Origin of the sequence: Enterobacter cloacae complex sp. P47BA (assembly GCF_014930485.1) — a bacterium.
Lineage (GTDB): Bacteria > Pseudomonadota > Gammaproteobacteria > Enterobacterales > Enterobacteriaceae > Enterobacter > Enterobacter bugandensis.
Map to the genome: position 1 here is coordinate 1 of NZ_JADBRF010000018.1, position 16,572 is coordinate 16,572.

16 protein-coding genes are annotated in these 16,572 nt (G+C 56.1%); 7 read left to right on the top strand and 9 right to left on the bottom strand.

Annotation, left to right across the window (positions count from 1 at the left end):
* Positions 1–125 precede the first annotated feature (125 nt).
* The gene (locus IM299_RS17465) at positions 126–530 is read right to left on the bottom strand and encodes an OsmC family protein (RefSeq protein WP_008503018.1); all 405 of its coding nucleotides are present in this window, start codon (positions 528–530) and stop codon (positions 126–128) included.
* Positions 531–841: 311 nt separating this feature from the next.
* On the opposite strand from IM299_RS17465, the gene crp reads away from it, so the two are divergent.
* Positions 842–1,474 (top strand): cAMP-activated global transcriptional regulator CRP, encoded by a 633-nt coding sequence (gene crp / locus IM299_RS17470; protein ID WP_000242758.1) that lies wholly within the window; start codon positions 842–844, stop codon positions 1,472–1,474.
* A 57-nt stretch (positions 1,475–1,531) separates the two neighbouring features.
* On the top strand, positions 1,532–3,619 hold the full coding sequence (locus tag IM299_RS17475; RefSeq protein WP_059357226.1) for a YccS/YhfK family putative transporter: 2,088 nt from the start codon (positions 1,532–1,534) through the stop codon (positions 3,617–3,619).
* Here IM299_RS17475 and IM299_RS17480 read toward each other — a convergent pair.
* The 4 genes from IM299_RS17480 to ppiA all read right to left on the bottom strand — a co-directional run bounded on the left by IM299_RS17480 (position 3,616) and on the right by ppiA (position 6,779).
* On the bottom strand, positions 3,616–4,836 hold the full coding sequence (locus IM299_RS17480; protein ID WP_193357871.1) for an aspartate aminotransferase family protein: 1,221 nt from the start codon (positions 4,834–4,836) through the stop codon (positions 3,616–3,618). The two genes, IM299_RS17475 and IM299_RS17480, sit on opposite strands and share 4 nt — an antisense overlap.
* A gap of 86 nt (positions 4,837–4,922) precedes the next feature.
* A complete protein-coding gene (gene pabA / locus IM299_RS17485) occupies positions 4,923–5,486 on the bottom strand; it encodes an aminodeoxychorismate synthase component 2 (RefSeq protein WP_048957360.1) in 564 nt (187 codons plus the stop codon).
* A 30-nt stretch (positions 5,487–5,516) separates the two neighbouring features.
* The gene (locus IM299_RS17490) at positions 5,517–6,101 is read right to left on the bottom strand and encodes a putative adenosine monophosphate-protein transferase Fic (RefSeq protein WP_193357872.1); all 585 of its coding nucleotides are present in this window, start codon (positions 6,099–6,101) and stop codon (positions 5,517–5,519) included.
* A 105-nt stretch (positions 6,102–6,206) separates the two neighbouring features.
* Positions 6,207–6,779 carry a peptidylprolyl isomerase A gene (gene ppiA, locus IM299_RS17495; RefSeq protein ID WP_041911929.1) on the bottom strand — a complete coding sequence of 191 codons (573 nt, stop codon included), beginning with the start codon at positions 6,777–6,779 and terminating at the stop codon, positions 6,207–6,209.
* A gap of 278 nt (positions 6,780–7,057) precedes the next feature.
* Here ppiA and tsgA point away from each other — a divergent pair, with 278 nt between their 5' ends.
* From tsgA to IM299_RS17520, 5 genes are all read left to right on the top strand, one after another.
* Positions 7,058–8,242, top strand: coding sequence for an MFS transporter TsgA (tsgA, locus tag IM299_RS17500; RefSeq protein WP_045259345.1), 1,185 nt, complete (start codon positions 7,058–7,060; stop codon positions 8,240–8,242).
* A gap of 259 nt (positions 8,243–8,501) precedes the next feature.
* Positions 8,502–11,045 (top strand): nitrite reductase large subunit NirB, encoded by a 2,544-nt coding sequence (nirB, locus tag IM299_RS17505; RefSeq protein ID WP_193357873.1) that lies wholly within the window; start codon positions 8,502–8,504, stop codon positions 11,043–11,045.
* Positions 11,042–11,368, top strand: a complete 327-nt coding sequence (nirD, locus tag IM299_RS17510) for a nitrite reductase small subunit NirD (RefSeq protein ID WP_041911926.1) — start codon at positions 11,042–11,044, stop codon at positions 11,366–11,368. The genes nirB and nirD overlap by 4 nt, the downstream gene beginning before the upstream one ends.
* 135 nt (positions 11,369–11,503) lie before the next feature.
* Positions 11,504–12,877: a siroheme synthase CysG gene (gene cysG, locus IM299_RS17515; protein WP_193357874.1), complete on the top strand. Its 1,374-nt coding sequence runs from the start codon at positions 11,504–11,506 to the stop codon at positions 12,875–12,877.
* 144 nt (positions 12,878–13,021) lie between these two features.
* Positions 13,022–13,192 (top strand): YhfL family protein, encoded by a 171-nt coding sequence (locus tag IM299_RS17520; RefSeq protein ID WP_008503029.1) that lies wholly within the window; start codon positions 13,022–13,024, stop codon positions 13,190–13,192.
* 72 nt (positions 13,193–13,264) lie between these two features.
* Here the strand turns inward: IM299_RS17520 and trpS are convergent, their stop codons facing one another.
* Genes trpS through dam form a run of 4 tightly spaced genes read right to left on the bottom strand, consistent with a single transcriptional unit; the run spans position 13,265 to position 16,547 of the window.
* Entirely contained in the window at positions 13,265–14,269 is a 1,005-nt protein-coding gene (trpS, locus tag IM299_RS17525) for a tryptophan--tRNA ligase (protein ID WP_028014657.1), read from the bottom strand.
* Positions 14,262–15,023: a phosphoglycolate phosphatase gene (gene gph / locus IM299_RS17530; RefSeq protein WP_193357875.1), complete on the bottom strand. Its 762-nt coding sequence runs from the start codon at positions 15,021–15,023 to the stop codon at positions 14,262–14,264. Before gph ends, trpS begins: the two co-directional genes overlap by 8 nt.
* Positions 15,016–15,693 carry a ribulose-phosphate 3-epimerase gene (gene rpe / locus IM299_RS17535; RefSeq protein WP_023333698.1) on the bottom strand — a complete coding sequence of 226 codons (678 nt, stop codon included), beginning with the start codon at positions 15,691–15,693 and terminating at the stop codon, positions 15,016–15,018. The genes gph and rpe overlap by 8 nt, the downstream gene beginning before the upstream one ends.
* Before the next feature lie 41 nt (positions 15,694–15,734).
* On the bottom strand, positions 15,735–16,547 hold the full coding sequence (dam, locus tag IM299_RS17540) for an adenine-specific DNA-methyltransferase (RefSeq protein WP_028014659.1): 813 nt from the start codon (positions 16,545–16,547) through the stop codon (positions 15,735–15,737).
* Between the last annotated feature and the right edge of the window lie 25 nt (positions 16,548–16,572).

Consider the following 16,572-nt stretch of genomic DNA (forward strand, 5'->3'; position numbering starts at 1 on the left):
CTCTTCTGATTTGTTAGCGCAACCAGTAGATCACACTTCATCGTGCTTTTCATTTTTCTGGGGAACCCTCAGCCCCGTGGGAGAGGGTTAGGGTGAGGGCATCAACACGCACGATGCCCCAATAATTAAGCCTCGATCACTTCATACGAATGGGTGATTTTTACCGCTTTCTCCAGCATTAACGCCACAGAGCAGTATTTCTCCGCAGAGAGATCCACCGCGCGTGAGACCGCCGCGTCTTTCAGTTCTTTCCCGGTGACAACAAAGTGCAGATTAATGTGGGTGAACAGGCGTGGCGCCTCTTCGCGACGCTCTGAGGTGAGTTTAACCTCGCAATCCGTCACGTCATGACGGCCTTTTTGCAGAATCGACACCACGTCGATCGCGCTGCATCCGCCTGCCGCCATCAGCACCATTTCCATTGGGCTTGGAGCTTTATCGCCGGAGTTACCATCCATCAAAATCTGGTGTCCTGATGCGGACTCGCCCAGGAACGTTAAACCTTCAACCCACTTCACGCGCGCTTGCATATTCATTAACTCCAACGTTGCATTTTTGGTGACAGATTACGCGTGCGTTACATTTCTCGCAATGGAAGGCGACCTGCATCATGCTGAAGCGAGACACCAGGAGACACGCGGCAAAAGCTATGCTAAAACACTCAGGATGCTACAGTAATACATTGACGTTACACATGTATGCAGAGGACATCAAACTTTACTGGCTGCGAAACGTTACGACAGCCGACTTCCCAGGGTATGGGTAAGAATTCGATTGCAACCCCAGAGTCCGGATGCATCTGATGACTCTGGTGACAGCTTATAACAGAGGATAACAGCGCATGGTGCTTGGCAAACCGCAAACAGACCCGACTCTCGAATGGTTCTTGTCTCATTGCCACATTCATAAGTACCCATCGAAGAGCACGCTGATTCACCAGGGTGAAAAAGCGGAAACCTTGTATTACATCGTCAAAGGCTCGGTGGCAGTGCTGATCAAAGATGAGGAAGGCAAAGAGATGATCCTTTCCTATCTGAACCAGGGCGATTTTATCGGTGAACTGGGCCTGTTTGAAGAAGGCCAGGAACGTAGCGCCTGGGTTCGTGCAAAGACAGCATGTGAAGTGGCTGAAATTTCTTATAAGAAATTCCGTCAGCTGATTCAGGTAAACCCTGACATCCTGATGCGTCTTTCTTCCCAGATGGCGCGCCGTCTGCAGGTGACGTCAGAGAAAGTGGGTAACCTCGCCTTCCTGGACGTGACTGGCCGTATCGCGCAGACTCTGCTGAACCTGGCGAAACAGCCAGACGCGATGACCCACCCGGACGGCATGCAAATTAAAATTACCCGTCAGGAAATCGGTCAGATCGTCGGTTGCTCCCGCGAAACGGTGGGCCGTATTCTGAAAATGCTGGAAGATCAAAACCTGATCTCCGCCCACGGTAAAACCATCGTGGTTTACGGAACCCGTTAATCCTGCCTAAACGGCGTGCCATCGCGAGGTGTCACGCCGTTTTTGTCTCTTTTCCCCATGTGGCGCAGGCTGATCTATCACCCGGAAGTTAACTACGCACTACGACAAACGCTGGTGCTGTGTCTTCCCGTGGCCGTGGGCCTGATCCTGGGACATCTTCAGCAGGGCCTGCTGTTTTCTCTCGTCCCCGCCTGCTGCAACATTGCCGGTCTGGACACGCCCCATAAACGCTTTTTCAAACGTCTGATAATTGGCGGCTCGCTGTTTGCTGGCTGTAGCCTCGCGGTGCAGCTTCTGCTGGCTCGTGATATTCCCCTGCCGCTGATCCTGACCGTGCTGGCGATGACCCTCGGCGTCACCGCCGAAATCAGCTCGCTCCATGCCCGTCTGCTTCCCGCGTCACTCATTGCGGCCATCTTCACCCTGAGCCTCGCCGGTAATATGCCCGTGTGGGAGCCGCTGCTGATCTACGCCCTCGGCACGCTGTGGTACGGGCTGTTTAACTGGTTCTGGTTCTGGCTGTGGCGGGAGCAGCCGCTGCGCGAATCTCTGAGCCTGCTCTACGTGCAGCTTGCGGATTACTGTGAAGCCAAATACACCCTGCTCACCCAGCATACGGATCCGGAAAAATCCTTACCGCCGCTGCTGACGCGCCAGCAAAAGGTGGTAGACCTGATAAGCCAGTGCTATCAGCAGCTGCATATGCTCGCCGCCAACAAGAACCACGAATATAAACGGCTGTTGCGCACCTTTCAGGTGGGGCTGGATCTTCAGGAGCATATCTCCGTTAGCCTTCACCACCCGCAGGAGGTGCAAAAGCTGGTTGAGCGCAGCCATGCCGAAGCGGTGATCCGCTGGAACGCACAAACCGTCTCCGCGCGCCTGCGGGTGCTGGCCGATGATATTCTCTACCACCGCTACCCCACGCGCTTTAACATGGACAAACAGCTCGGCGCGCTGGAGAAAATCGCCCGTCAGCACCCGGATAACCCGGTCGGCCAGTTTGCCGCCTGGCACTTCAGCCGCATCGCCCGCGTACTGCGCACCCAGCGCCCGCTTTATTCCCGTGACCTGATGGCGGATAAACAGAAACGTCTGCCGCTACTGCCGGCGCTGAGGAGCTACCTGTCTCTGAAATCTTCCGCTCTGCGCAACGCTGCAAGGATTAGCGTCATGCTCAGTATCGCCAGCCTGATGGGCATGGCGCTCCACCTGCCGAAACCGTACTGGATCTTAATGACCGTGCTGTTTGTTACCCAGAACGGCTATGGCGCCACGCGGGTGCGCATTCTGCACCGGGCAGGCGGCACGATGGCGGGGCTGATTATTGCGGGCGTGACGCTGCATTTTCACGTGCCCGAGGGCTATACCCTGGCAGGGATGCTGGTGGTCACCCTGGTAAGCTATCTAATCATTCGCAAAAACTACGGCTGGGCGATGGTGGGCTTTACGGTGACGGCGGTATATACCCTTCAGCTGCTGACGCTTAACGGCGAACAGTTCATCGTTGCCCGCCTGATCGACACGCTGATTGGCTGCCTGATCGCCTTTGGCGGCATGGTCTGGCTGTGGCCGCAGTGGCAGAGCGGGCTGCTGAGGCAGAACGCCCACGACGCGCTGGAGGCCGATCAGCAGGCCATTCGCCTGATCCTGAGCGACGACCCGCAGCCCTCCCCGCTGGCGTATCAGCGGATGAAGGTCAACCAGGCGCACAACGCCCTGTTTAACTCGCTGAATCAGGCGATGCAGGAGCCGGGCTTTAACTCACACTATCTTGCCGATATGAAGCTGTGGGTCACGCACAGCCAGTTTATCGTCGAGCACATTAACGCCATGACCACGCTGGCGCGCGAGCACACGATGCTGACTCCGGATCTGGCGCAGCGCTATTTGCAGTCGTGTGAAATTGCGTTGCAGCGGTGTCAGCAGCGTCTGGAGTATGACGCGCCGGGCGAGTCGGGTGACTCGAACATTCTGGAAGCACCGGAGACGCTGACCCACGGCCCGATGAGCACCCTGGAGCAGCATTTGCAGCGCGTGCTGGGACATCTGAACACCATGCACACCATTTCGTCGGTGGCATGGCGTCAGCGCCCGCATCACGGCATTTGGTTAACGCGGCGGTTAAAGCGAACCGAGTATTAACCTTTTACGATCTTCTCGACCGCCGCGGCAAAGCGGGTTAACCCGTCTTCAATATCTTTCTCTTCCACCACCAGCGAAGGCGCAAAGCGCATCACGTCCGGGCCGGCATTCAGCACCATCACCCCTTCGCGGGCAGCGGCGTGCAGGAAATCGCGCGCGCGGCCTTTGTACTGCGGCTTAAGCTCCGCACCAATCAGCAGCCCCATGCCGCGGATCTCGCTGAACACGTCGTACTTATTGTTAATCTGCTGGAGATGCTGCACAAACAGCTCGCGCTTCGCGCTAACGCCGTTCAGCACCTCTGGCGTGTTGATGATGTCGAACGCGGCACCTGCCACGGCGCTCGCCAGCGGGTTACCGCCGTAGGTCGAGCCGTGAGACCCGACGTGGAACGCAGAGGCAACCTCCTGCGTCGTCAGTACCGCACTCACCGGAAAACCGCCGCCGAGCGCTTTGGCGCTGGTCAGAATATCCGGCGTCACGCCGTAGTGCATGTAGGCAAACAGCTCTCCGGTACGCCCCATCCCGCACTGCACTTCATCAAACACCAGTAGCGCCTGATGTTCGTCGCACAGTTCGCGCAGCCCTTTCAGGAATTCCGCGGTTGCCGCGGTCACGCCGCCTTCGCCCTGAATCGGCTCCACCACCACTGCGCAGGTGTGGTCGTCCATCACCGCTTTCACCGCGTGCAGATCGTTAAACGGCACGTGGATAATGTCGGCTGGTTTCGGACCGAAGCCGTCGGAATACTTCGGCTGGCCGCCAACGGAGACGGTAAAGAAAGAGCGTCCGTGGAAGGCGTTATGGAAGGCGATGATTTTAGTTTTGTACGGGCTGTGGCGCGTGGTGGCGTAGTAACGCGCCAGCTTAAAGGCGGTTTCGTTGGCTTCGGTGCCGGAGTTCATAAACAGCACGCGCTCGGCAAAGGTCGCATCAATGATCTTACGGCCCAGTCGCAGCGCAGGTTCGTTGGTGAACACGTTGCTGGTGTGCCACAGGGTTTCGCCCTGGGTTTTCAGCGCGTCCACCAGCGCAGGATGGCAGTGGCCCAGCGCCGTGACCGCAATACCGCCCGCGAAATCCACATACTCTTTGCCCTGCTGATCCCAGACGCGGCTGCCTTTCCCCTTCACCGGGATAAACTCAGCCGGTGCATAAATCGGCAGAATCACTTCATCGAATGTCGCGCGGGTAATTGCTGGTTGTTCAGTTGCCATGTCATGCCCATCCATTTTATGTCACATTCATTGTGAAAATATAATCACAAAATATGCATAAAAACTCACAGCAAGGCAACAGATATTCAGCGATTGAGGAAATTTGCCAGCAGGGCGTGCCCCTGCTCGCTGAGGATACTTTCAGGATGGAACTGCACGCCTTCGAGATCCCACTCGCGGTGGCGAATCCCCATGATCTCCTGCGTATCGCTCCAGGCGGTCACGTCAAAGCAGTCGGGCAGCGTCGGTGGGTCAATCACCAGCGAATGGTAGCGCGTCACGGTTAGCGGGTTATTGAGCCCTGTGAATACGCCCGTGCCGGTGTGGGTGACCGGCGAGGTTTTGCCGTGCATCACTTTCGCGGCACGCACGATGGTAGCCCCAAATGCCTGGGCAATCGCCTGATGACCGAGGCAGACGCCCAGGATCGGCAGCCTGCCGGCATAGTGGTGAATAACGTCCAGAGAAATGCCCGATTCCGACGGCGTACACGGTCCCGGCGAAATGACAATTTTCTTCGGAGCCAGCGTCTCAATATCAGACAGGCTGAGCTCGTCGTTGCGGCGGACAACCACCTCTGCACCCAGTTCACAAAAATACTGGTAAAGGTTCCAGGTGAAGGAATCGTAGTTATCAATCAGCAGAATCATGGCGGCTCCCGAAAAAAATGCCGCCCTATTCTACTCAGATTCCCGCGCTTCGCTCACTATTTTGGCAAAGATAGCGCTCAGCGCGGTCAAATCTCCCGTGGCCCCGCTTCGGTTCGCCGCCACCCACTGCTCGGGATCAATATCCCGCCAGTCCAGCGCGTAATTTGCGTGGATGGCCAGCTGCTCAAAGAAGACGCGCTGAGCAATGCCATTACCGCGCATAAAGGGATGCAGCATATTGATTTCACAGTAGTAATGGCTCACTTTTTCAACAAACGCCGCTTTTTCAAGACCCACAAGATACTTATCACTTTCCAGCGCCGCCATCAGTTCGTTACCCATCGTCTCGATGTACTCAAAATGGCAGAAGGGAATGTCACCCTTAAAAATATCGTCGGTACGGAATTCGCCTGCCTGCTTCATCTCTCTGTGATACAGATGGCGATGAATGAGGCACAGATGCGGTAGCCCGGGCGCTGAGGGCCCAAGCTCCAGCGTCTCAATGCCGGGCTCTGAAGGACCATTACCTTTTTCAAGGAGACAACTGGCCTGAAAATTGACGTTACGCTGTTGCTCCCAGAGACGGGATTTTTGCTTATCGGTGAGTTTTTTCACTTAACGCCTCCCTGAATAGTCCGTTTGCCACAAGTATAAGCAGCAAAACGCGCTTTCGCAGGGAGGGGTCACAACACGGGCGAGGATCGCCCGTGTCAAAGAGGATTACGGCAGAACTTTTGCAGAGATGATAACGACAGGCTTAGACGGCACATTCTGGTATGGACCGACATCGTGGGTCTGAACCTGAGAGATTTTGTCCGCCACGTCCATCCCTTTCACAATTTTACCGAAGACCGCATAGCCGAAGTCGCGCTGGCCGTGGTCGAGGAAAGCGTTATCCGCCACGTTGAGGAAGAACTGGCTGGTGGCGCTGTCTTTATCCGCCGTGCGCGCCATGGAGATGGTGCCGCGCTTGTTCAGCAGGCCGTTGTCCGCTTCGTTTTTGATGGGTGGGTTAGGCTGTTTCTGCTGCATCTGCTCGTTGAAGCCGCCGCCCTGAATCATAAAGCCAGGGATCACGCGGTGGAAGGTGGTGTTGTTATAGAAACCACTGTTCACATAGTCGAGGAAGTTTTTCACAGAAACCGGAGCTTTCTGGCTATTTAGTTCCAGCTCAATGTTCCCGGCAGAGGTGGTCAGCAGAACGTGAGGGTCCCCTTTGGCTGCCAGCGCAGCAGGGGAAACGGCAGAAAGAGCAAACACAGCTGCGACAGCCGCCAGTGTTGATTTGAGCATGAGAATTCCTTAACAAAGCGCAGTATAAAAAGCGAATGGCTTGATTCTAAAGAGCAGTATGAACCGAGACCAGCCTTTTACCTAATTTTACGAAATTGAAACAATTATTACTGCGCAAACGATTGGTTATACCGCCATTTAGTGTGATTTAGATCACACTAAAACCTGCAATGGCATATTCATTTCCCTTAAAAGATAGGAATAGATCACTTTAGCGACTAAAATCTGCCCGCTCTCAGCGCCCTACCGGCGCTTTTCTTTTTCTGAACAGGCCAGACATGACTAACAGCAATCGCATCAAGCTCACATGGATAAGCTTCTTCTCCTACGCCCTGACCGGCGCGTTGGTGATCGTCACCGGGATGGTGATGGGAAATATCGCAGACTACTTCCAGCTGCCCGTTTCCAGCATGAGTAACACCTTCACCTTCCTCAACGCGGGGATCCTGATCTCAATTTTCCTGAATGCCTGGCTGATGGAAATTGTCCCGCTGAAAACCCAGCTGCGCTTCGGCTTCGTGCTGATGGTTGCCGCCGTGGCGGGCCTGATGTTGAGCCACAGCATCGCCCTGTTCTCCGCCGCCATGTTCGTGCTGGGCCTTGTCAGCGGGATCACGATGTCGATCGGTACGTTCCTTATTACGCACATGTATGAAGGCCGCCAGCGCGGCGCGCGCCTGCTGTTTACCGACTCCTTCTTCAGCATGGCCGGGATGATTTTCCCGATGGTCGCCGCGTATCTGCTCGCGCGCAGCATTGAATGGTACTGGGTATACGCCTGTATCGGTCTGGTCTATGTCGCGATCTTCATTCTGACCTTCGGCTGTGACTTCCCGGTGCTGGGCAAAAAAGCGCAGACCACCTCAGAGCCGGTGGCGAAGGAAAAATGGGGTATCGGCGTGCTGTTCCTCTCCATTGCCGCCCTGTGCTACATCCTCGGTCAGTTGGGCTTTATCTCGTGGGTACCTGAATACGCTAAAGGTCTGGGGATGAGCCTGAACGACGCGGGCAAACTGGTGAGCGATTTCTGGATGTCTTACATGTTCGGCATGTGGGCCTTTAGCTTCATCCTGCGCTTCTTCGACCTGCAACGTATTCTGACCGTCCTGGCGGGTCTGGCGACCGTGCTGATGTATCTGTTCATCAACGGTGCCCCGGAGCATATGCCATGGTTCATCCTGACCCTGGGCTTCTTCTCCAGCGCGATTTACACCTCAATCATCACCCTGGGCTCCCTGCAGACCAAAGTGGCTTCGCCAAAACTGGTGAACTTCGTGCTGACCTGCGGCACCATCGGCACCATGCTGACCTTCGTGGTCACGGGCCCGATTGTGGCGCACAGCGGCCCGCTGGCCGCGCTGCACACCGCTAACGGTCTGTATGCCGTGGTGTTTATCATGTGTTTCATTCTGGGCTTCGTGACCCGTCACCGCCAGCACAATACGGCAACGGCTACCCACTAATCGTCAAAACCCCTTTGCGTTCTGCAAAGGGGTTTTACCCTGCTTACCCGCTCTGACTGCCGATTCGTAAAAAACCCCTCAAATTTGTGCAAAAAACAAGCAAGCACAAAAATCAAACAATATCCGTTACTTATAAAAAACCTGACAAATCATAGATATACCCACTAAGGGGTAGGTGAAGGCGTATTTGATTTGCATCAATAAGTGCCCCTGCTGAATCGTTAAGGTAGGCAGTAATAGAAAAGAAATCGAGGCAAAAATGAGCAAAGTCAGACTCGCTATCATCGGTAACGGCATGGTCGGCCACCGCTTTATTGAGGATCTTCTCGATAAAGCCGATGCTGACCAGTTCGATATTACCGTGTTCTGTGAAGAACCCCGCAAGGCGTACGACCGTGTGCACTTGTCTTCCTACTTCTCTCACCATACTGCCGAAGAGCTCTCTCTGGTGCGCGAAGGTTTCTACGAGAAGCATGGCGTAAAAGTGCTGGTGGGCGAACGCGCTATCACCATCAACCGTCAGGAGAAAGTGATCCACTCCAGCGCCGGGCGTACGGTTTTTTACGATAAGCTGATCATGGCGACTGGCTCGTATCCGTGGATCCCGCCGATTAAAGGGTCGGAAACCCAGGATTGCTTCGTTTACCGTACCATTGAAGACCTCAACGCCATTGAATCCTGCGCACGTCGAAGCAAACGCGGTGCGGTTGTTGGCGGTGGCCTGCTGGGCCTGGAAGCGGCAGGCGCGCTGAAAAACCTCGGCGTTGAAACCCACGTTATCGAATTTGCCCCGATGCTGATGGCGGAACAGCTGGACCACATGGGCGGCGACCAGCTGCGTCGTAAAATCGAAAGCATGGGTGTGAAGGTTCACACCAGCAAGAACACCAAAGAGATCGTGCAGGAAGGCACAGAGGCGCGTAAAACCATGCGCTTTGCCGACGGCAGCGAGCTGGAAGTGGACTTCATCGTCTTCTCCACCGGTATTCGTCCGCGCGATAAGCTCGCCACTCAGTGCGGCCTGGCGGTAGCGCAGCGCGGCGGGATCATGATTAACGATACCTGCCAGACCTCCGATCCGGATATCTACGCCATTGGCGAGTGCGCCAGCTGGAATAACCGGGTATACGGTCTGGTGGCGCCAGGATACAAAATGGCGCAGGTCGCCGTGGACCATATCCTCGGTAGCGAAAACGCCTTCACCGGCGCAGACATGAGCGCCAAGCTGAAGCTGCTGGGCGTGGACGTAGGCGGTATCGGCGATGCGCATGGCCGCACCCCGAACTCCCGCAGCTACGTCTATCTGGACGAAAGCAAAGAGGTCTACAAACGCCTTATCGTCAGCCAGGACAACAAAACCCTGCTCGGTGCGGTGCTGGTGGGCGATACCAGCGACTTCGGTAACCTGCTCCAGCTGGTGCTGAACGCCATTGAGCTGCCGGAAAACCCGGACGCGCTGATCCTGCCGGCGCACGCCTCCAGCGGTAAACCATCTATCGGCGTAGATAAACTGCCTGACAGCGCGCAGATTTGCTCCTGCTTCGACGTCACCAAAGGCATGCTGATCTCCGCCATCAACAAAGGCTGCCACACCGTTGCGGCGCTGAAGGCCGAAACCAAAGCCGGTACCGGCTGCGGCGGCTGTATTCCACTGGTGACTCAGGTGCTGAACGCTGAACTGGCGAAACAGGGCATCGAAGTGAACAACAACCTTTGCGAGCACTTCGCTTACTCTCGCCAGGAGCTGTATCACCTGATCCGTGTGGAAGGCATCAAGTCCTTCGACGAACTGCTGGAGAAACACGGCCAGGGCTACGGTTGTGAAGTGTGTAAGCCGACCGTCGGCTCCCTGCTGGCGTCCTGCTGGAATGAGTACGTGCTCAAACCAGAACACACGCCGCTGCAGGACACCAACGATAACTTCCTGGCGAACATCCAGAAAGACGGTACTTACTCCGTCATTCCGCGTTCCGCCGGTGGCGAAATCACCCCGGAAGGGCTGGTCGCCGTGGGCCGTATCGCCCGTGAATTTAATCTGTACACCAAAATCACCGGTTCCCAGCGTATCGGCCTGTTTGGCGCGCAGAAAGACGATCTCCCGGAAATCTGGCGTCAGTTGATTGAAGCAGGCTTCGAAACCGGTCACGCATATGCCAAAGCGCTGCGCATGGCGAAAACCTGCGTGGGCAGCACCTGGTGCCGCTACGGCGTAGGCGACAGCGTGGGCTTCGGCGTCGAGCTGGAAAACCGCTACAAAGGCATCCGTACTCCGCACAAAATGAAGTTCGGCGTTTCAGGCTGTACCCGTGAATGTGCGGAAGCGCAGGGTAAAGACGTGGGTATCATCGCCACCGAGAAAGGCTGGAACCTGTACGTGTGCGGCAATGGCGGGATGAAACCACGCCACGCCGACCTGCTGGCGGCGGATCTCGATCGCGACACGCTGATCCAGTATCTCGACCGCTTCATGATGTTCTACATTCGTACCGCCGATAAGCTGACCCGTACCGCTTCCTGGCTCGATAACCTGGAAGGCGGTATCGACTACCTGAAGTCGGTCATCATTGACGACAAGCTGGGTCTGAACGAACAGCTTGAGTCCGAGATGGCTCGCCTGCGCGAGGCGGTGATCTGCGAGTGGACCGAAACCGTCAACACCCCGGCGGCGCAGACGCGTTTCAAACACTTTATCAACAGCACCCAGCGCGACCCGAACGTGCAGGTGGTGCCGGAGCGCGAACAGCATCGTCCTGCAACCCCGTATGAACGCATTCCGGTGATACTGGTGGAGGAAAACGCATGAGCCAGTGGGTAAACATCTGCAACATTAACGACATTCTGCCAGCGACCGGCGTCTGTGCTTTGCTGGGTAACGAGCAGGTAGCTATTTTCCGCCCTCGCCACGATGAACAGGTCTTTGCCATCAGCAATATCGATCCGTTCTTTGAGGCCAGCGTGCTCTCCCGCGGTCTGATTGCTGAACACCAGGGTGAGCTGTGGGTCGCCAGTCCGCTGAAAAAGCAGCGTTTCCGCTTAACCGACGGGCACTGCATGGAAGATGAAAGCTTCTCCGTGAAGCACTACGACGTCCGCGTGAAGGACGGCAAGGTGCAGCTCAAAGCGTAACCCTCCGCTTTTCCAATAGGAAAGGCTTATGACCCCTTATGGGTAACGGCAGGAAAAACCGTATGTTCTGTACGATTCCTGCTGTTATCCTGACGTCAATTCTTACCCCCTCCTTGAATGCTGTGAGGTAACGTCGTGGACCACCTGCCGATTTTCTGTCAATTACGCCATCGCGACTGCCTGCTTGTGGGCGGCGGCGATGTGGCTGAACGCAAAGCGCGCCTGTTGCTGGATGCTGGAGCCCGACTGACCGTCAATGCCCTCACCTTCGCTCCGCAGTTTGACGTCTGGGCGCAGGAAGGGATGCTCACGCTGGTGCAGAGGGAGTTTGATGAGTCCCTGCTGGATACCTGCTGGCTGACCATTGCCGCGACGGATGACGATGAAGTGAACCAGCGCGTCAGCGACGCCTGCGAAGCGCGCCGGATCTTCTGCAACGTGGTGGATGCGCCGAAAGAGGCCAGCTTTATCATGCCGTCGATTATCGACCGTTCACCGCTGATGATCGCGGTGTCTTCCGGCGGCCGCTCGCCCGTACTTGCCCGCCTGCTGCGGGAAAAACTGGAAGCTATTTTGCCGCAGCATCTCGGCCAGATAGCCCACTACGCCGGGCAACTTCGCTCCCGCGTGAAGCAAACCTTCTCAACCGTGGGTGAGCGTCGTCGCTTCTGGGAGAAATTTTTCGTTAACGACAGGCTGGCGCAGTCGCTGGCGAATCAGGACGCGAAAGCGGTTGAAGAGACGACCGAGCAGCTGCTGAGCGAGCCGCTGGATCACCGAGGTGAAGTGGTGCTGGTGGGCGCAGGCCCCGGCGATGCGGGTTTACTGACCCTGAAAGGGCTCCAGCAGATCCAGCAGGCGGATATCGTGGTGTATGACCGCCTGGTCTCCGATGACATCATGAACCTGGTGCGCCGCGACGCCGACCGCGTCTTCGTCGGTAAACGGGCAGGCTACCACTGCGTGCCGCAGGAGGAGATTAACCAGATCCTGCTGCGTGAAGCGCAAAAGGGAAAACGCGTGGTGCGCCTTAAGGGCGGCGATCCGTTTATCTTTGGCCGCGGCGGCGAGGAGCTGGAAACCCTGTGCAATGCAGGCATTCCGTTCTCCGTGGTGCCGGGCATAACGGCGGCGTCCGGCTGTTCAGCCTACTCAGGCATTCCGTTGACCCATCGCGACTACGCTCAGAGCGTGCGTCTGGTTACGGGCCACCTGAAAACCGGCAGCGAACTGGACTGGCATAACCTGGCCGCTGAAAAGCAAACGCTGGTGTTCTACATGGGCCTGAACCAGGCCGCAACCATCCAGGCGAAACTGCTGGAACACGGCATGGAGGCTGATATGCCCGTTGCGCTGGTGGAAAACGGGACGTCAATCAAGCAGCGCGTGGTGAATGGCGCGCTGACGCAGCTCGGTGAGCTGGCGCAGCAGGTCGAAAGCCCGGCGCTGATTGTGGTGGGTCGCGTGGTTGAACTGCGCGATAAGCTGAACTGGTTCTCGAATCACTAACGCATATTGTCCCTCCTTCGAGTAGTCCTTAAGCGGACTACTCCCTTCATACCTCAGTCGATAACATACCGCTCGCATAGTGGAACTTTTCCATTTATTCCCTCGTGTTACATCCAATTTAAGATTTTTTGACAAGGAATGCGTATGTTCAAGCTGGCAAAAGCCGCCGTTCTGGTTGGCCTGTTATCGACTCTGACCGCCTGCACCGGTCACGTTCAAAATACTAAAAATAACTGCAGCTACGATTACCTGCTGCACCCGGCGATCTCCATTTCGAAGATCATCGGCGGTTGCGGCCCGGCGGCACAGCAGTAAGCGTTTTTCAGGCGTAAAAAAACCGGGGATTTCCCGGTTTTTTTATTGAGTCCGTATTTGTCGGGTGGCGGCTTAAGGTTTCGCCACAAACCCAATCGCCTCGTACACCGCTTTCAGGGTTTCGGACGCGCGCGCGCTGGCTTTTTCCGCGCCGTCTTTCATCACCTTCTGCAGGAAAGCTTCGTCGTTACGGTAGCGGTTGTAGCGCTCCTGCAGCTCGGTCAGCATGCCGGAAACGGCCTCTGCCACTTCACCCTTCAGGTGGCCGTACATCTTGCCTTCGAAGTGTTTTTCCAGCTCGGGAATGCTCTGGCCGGTCACGCCGGAGAGAATGTCCAGCAGGTTGGAGACGCCCGCTTTGTTCTGCACGTCGTAGCGCACCACTGGCGGCTCGTCGGAGTCCGTGACAGCGCGCTTGAGCTTTTTCACCACCGATTTTGGATCTTCCAGCAGGCCGATAACGTTGTTGCGGTTATCGTCAGACTTGGACATCTTCTTGGTTGGCTCCAGCAGCGACATCACGCGCGCGCCGGATTTCGGAATAAACGGCTCTGGCACTTTGAATACGTCGCCGTAAAGCGCGTTAAAGCGCTGGGCGATATCACGGCTCAGCTCCAGGTGCTGCTTCTGGTCTTCACCCACCGGCACCTGGTTGGTCTGGTACAGCAGGATGTCGGCCGCCATCAGCACCGGATAGTCGAACAGGCCAGCGTTGATGTTTTCAGAGTAACGGGCAGATTTATCCTTGAACTGGGTCATGCGGCTCAGCTCGCCGAAATAGGTATAGCAGTTCAGCGCCCAGCCCAGCTGCGCATGCTCCGGCACGTGAGACTGAACGAAAATGGTGCTCTTTTCAGGATCGATACCGCAGGCCAGATAGAGGGCCAGGGTGTCCAGGGTGGCTTTGCGCAGCTTCTCAGGATCCTGACGCGCGGTGATAGCGTGCAAATCTACGATGCAGTAAATGCAATGGTAGTCATCCTGCATGCTGACCCACTGACGCAACGCACCCATGTAGTTACCAATGGTCAATTCACCTGAAGGCTGTGCGCCACTAAAAACGATGGGCTTAGTCATTATTCAATTCCTGATGTTCACTGTGCGAAAGCCCGAGTGCGGGCAACAAATCTTTGAAGTGGTCGAACACAACATCCGGCTCACTCAGCGTAATGGCCTCACCGTAGTTGTAGCCATAGGTTAAACCGACGGAAGGACACCCCGCCGCTCGGGCAGCCAGAATATCATTACGCGAATCCCCGACAAAGAGCAGCTCCGCAGGCGTTAAGGATAATTTTCCTGCCACCAGCAACAGCGGCTCCGGATGCGGCTTTTTGTTCTGCACGTCATCCCCGCCTACAATCACGGAGAAATATTTCGCGATATCCAGCGCCTCCAGCAGCGGCGCAACAAACGGCGTCGGCTTGTTGGTCACCAGTCCCAGCGGGATGCCTTTCGCGTGCAGCGCGCTCAGGGTTTCCTGGACGTCCGGGAAAAGGAAGCTCCCCTCCTCGACGACCTCTTCGTAGAAGCGATCGAACAGCTTGCGCAGAATACGCAGCTGCTCATCCTGCGGGATATCGGCATGATCGACGCTTGGTTTCCCCTGCGCGGAACGCTGCGACGCGCGTTCCTGACGAGCCCACGTCAACGCGCGCTCCATCAGGACATCGGCACCGTTGCCAATCCATGTAATCACACGATCTTCGCCCGCAACGGGCAGTTCCAGTGCATACAGCGCCTGATCGACGGCGCTCGTTAAGCCCGGCGCGCTGTCCACCAGCGTGCCGTCGAGGTCGAATGCCACACCCCGAATTGCCTGCAATTTATCCATGACTTACCTTCGCCAGCTCGCGGCGCATTTCATCAATGACTTTTTTGTAATCCGGTTGGTCGAAAATTGCCGAACCTGCAACGAACATATCCGCGCCCGCTGCCGCAATTTCGCCAATATTATTCACTTTCACACCGCCGTCCACTTCCAGACGAATATCATAGCCAGACTCGTCAATGCGACGGCGCACTTCGCGCAGCTTATCCAGCGTGTGAGGGATGAACGACTGGCCGCCAAAGCCCGGGTTAACGGACATCAGCAAAATCACGTCCAGCTTGTCCATCACGTAATCGAGATAGCTCAACGGTGTTGCCGGGTTAAACACCAGCCCCGCCTTACAGCCGTTCTCTTTGATCAGCTGCAGCGTGCGGTCAACATGCTCGGAGGCTTCCGGATGGAAAGTGATAATGCTGGCGCCCGCTGCGGCGAAGTCAGGCACGATGCGGTCGACAGGCTTCACCATCAGGTGAACGTCGATCGGTGCGGTAATACCGTAGTTACGCAGGGCCTTGAGCACCATCGGACCGATGGTCAGATTGGGAACGTAGTGGTTATCCATAACGTCGAAATGGACGACATCTGCGCCAGCTGCGAGAGCTTCCGCCGTGTCTTCACCCAGGCGGGCAAAATCGGCCGACAGAATTGAGGGGGCAATCAAAAACTGTTTCATCCGCATCTCCTTGAAATGTGTTTACCGGCGGGCAAAACGGCTCAGGGGCGATAAAGAGCCAGGAGTTCGTCCACCTTTTTACGTGTGCCGCCGTTGCTGCTAATGCTACGCCGCACCTTAACCTGAAAATGCTTCGCGGCTTTGTACCATTCGCGCGTATCAGGGGTATCGTGATTTGAAATTAACACCGGAATTCTTTTGCTGACCAGTTTTTCCGCCATCTCCGCCAGGCGGGCCTGTTCGGCCGGGCTGAAGCTATTGGTGTGGTAGGCGGTGAAGTTCGCCGTCGCAGACAGCGGCGCATAAGGCGGATCGCAGTAGACCACCGAGTTTACGCCTGCCAGTTCCATGCACTCTTCATAGGAGAGGCAGTGGAACTCTGCATTCTGCGCTTTCTTCGCAAAATGATACAGCTCGTCCTGCGGGAAGTACGGGCGCTTATAACGACCAAACGGCACGTTAAATTCGCCGCGCAAATTATACCGGCACAGGCCGTTGTAACCATGACGGTTGAGGTAAAGGAACAGCAGCGCGCGGCGGAACGGATCCTGGCTCTGATTAAATTCCGTGCGGAACTGATAGTAAACGTCAGGGCTGTTGTTCTCTGGCGTAAACAGCTTGCGCGCCTCTTCCACATACTCATCGGTACGCAGCTTAACGATGTTATAGAGGCTGATAAGGTCGCTGTTGATATCCGCCAGGATATAACGAGAAAAATCGGTGTTCAGGAACACCGATCCCGCACCCACGAAGGGCTCGATAAGACACTCGCCTTTTGGCAGGTGCTTTTTAATATCATCGAGCAGGGGGTATTTCCCCCCTGCCCATTTCAGAAAAGCGCGATTTTTTTTCATGCTGACTAACTGATTACACCTTCTC

What these genes read in the sequence shown, in the direction of transcription:
- IM299_RS17465 (WP_008503018.1), bottom strand. Translation starts at nt 530, where the DNA reads ATGCAAGCGCGCGTGAAGTGGGTTGAAGGTTTAACGTTCCTGGGCGAG.
- crp (WP_000242758.1), top strand. Translation starts at nt 842, where the DNA reads ATGGTGCTTGGCAAACCGCAAACAGACCCGACTCTCGAATGGTTCTTG.
- IM299_RS17475 (WP_059357226.1), top strand. Translation starts at nt 1,532, where the DNA reads ATGTGGCGCAGGCTGATCTATCACCCGGAAGTTAACTACGCACTACGA.
- IM299_RS17480 (WP_193357871.1), bottom strand. Translation starts at nt 4,836, where the DNA reads ATGGCAACTGAACAACCAGCAATTACCCGCGCGACATTCGATGAAGTG.
- pabA (WP_048957360.1), bottom strand. Translation starts at nt 5,486, where the DNA reads ATGATTCTGCTGATTGATAACTACGATTCCTTCACCTGGAACCTTTAC.
- ppiA (WP_041911929.1), bottom strand. Translation starts at nt 6,779, where the DNA reads ATGCTCAAATCAACACTGGCGGCTGTCGCAGCTGTGTTTGCTCTTTCT.
- tsgA (WP_045259345.1), top strand. Translation starts at nt 7,058, where the DNA reads ATGACTAACAGCAATCGCATCAAGCTCACATGGATAAGCTTCTTCTCC.
- nirB (WP_193357873.1), top strand. Translation starts at nt 8,502, where the DNA reads ATGAGCAAAGTCAGACTCGCTATCATCGGTAACGGCATGGTCGGCCAC.
- nirD (WP_041911926.1), top strand. Translation starts at nt 11,042, where the DNA reads ATGAGCCAGTGGGTAAACATCTGCAACATTAACGACATTCTGCCAGCG.
- IM299_RS17520 (WP_008503029.1), top strand. Translation starts at nt 13,022, where the DNA reads ATGTTCAAGCTGGCAAAAGCCGCCGTTCTGGTTGGCCTGTTATCGACT.
- trpS (WP_028014657.1), bottom strand. Translation starts at nt 14,269, where the DNA reads ATGACTAAGCCCATCGTTTTTAGTGGCGCACAGCCTTCAGGTGAATTG.
- gph (WP_193357875.1), bottom strand. Translation starts at nt 15,023, where the DNA reads ATGGATAAATTGCAGGCAATTCGGGGTGTGGCATTCGACCTCGACGGC.
- rpe (WP_023333698.1), bottom strand. Translation starts at nt 15,693, where the DNA reads ATGAAACAGTTTTTGATTGCCCCCTCAATTCTGTCGGCCGATTTTGCC.
- dam (WP_028014659.1), bottom strand. Translation starts at nt 16,547, where the DNA reads ATGAAAAAAAATCGCGCTTTTCTGAAATGGGCAGGGGGGAAATACCCC.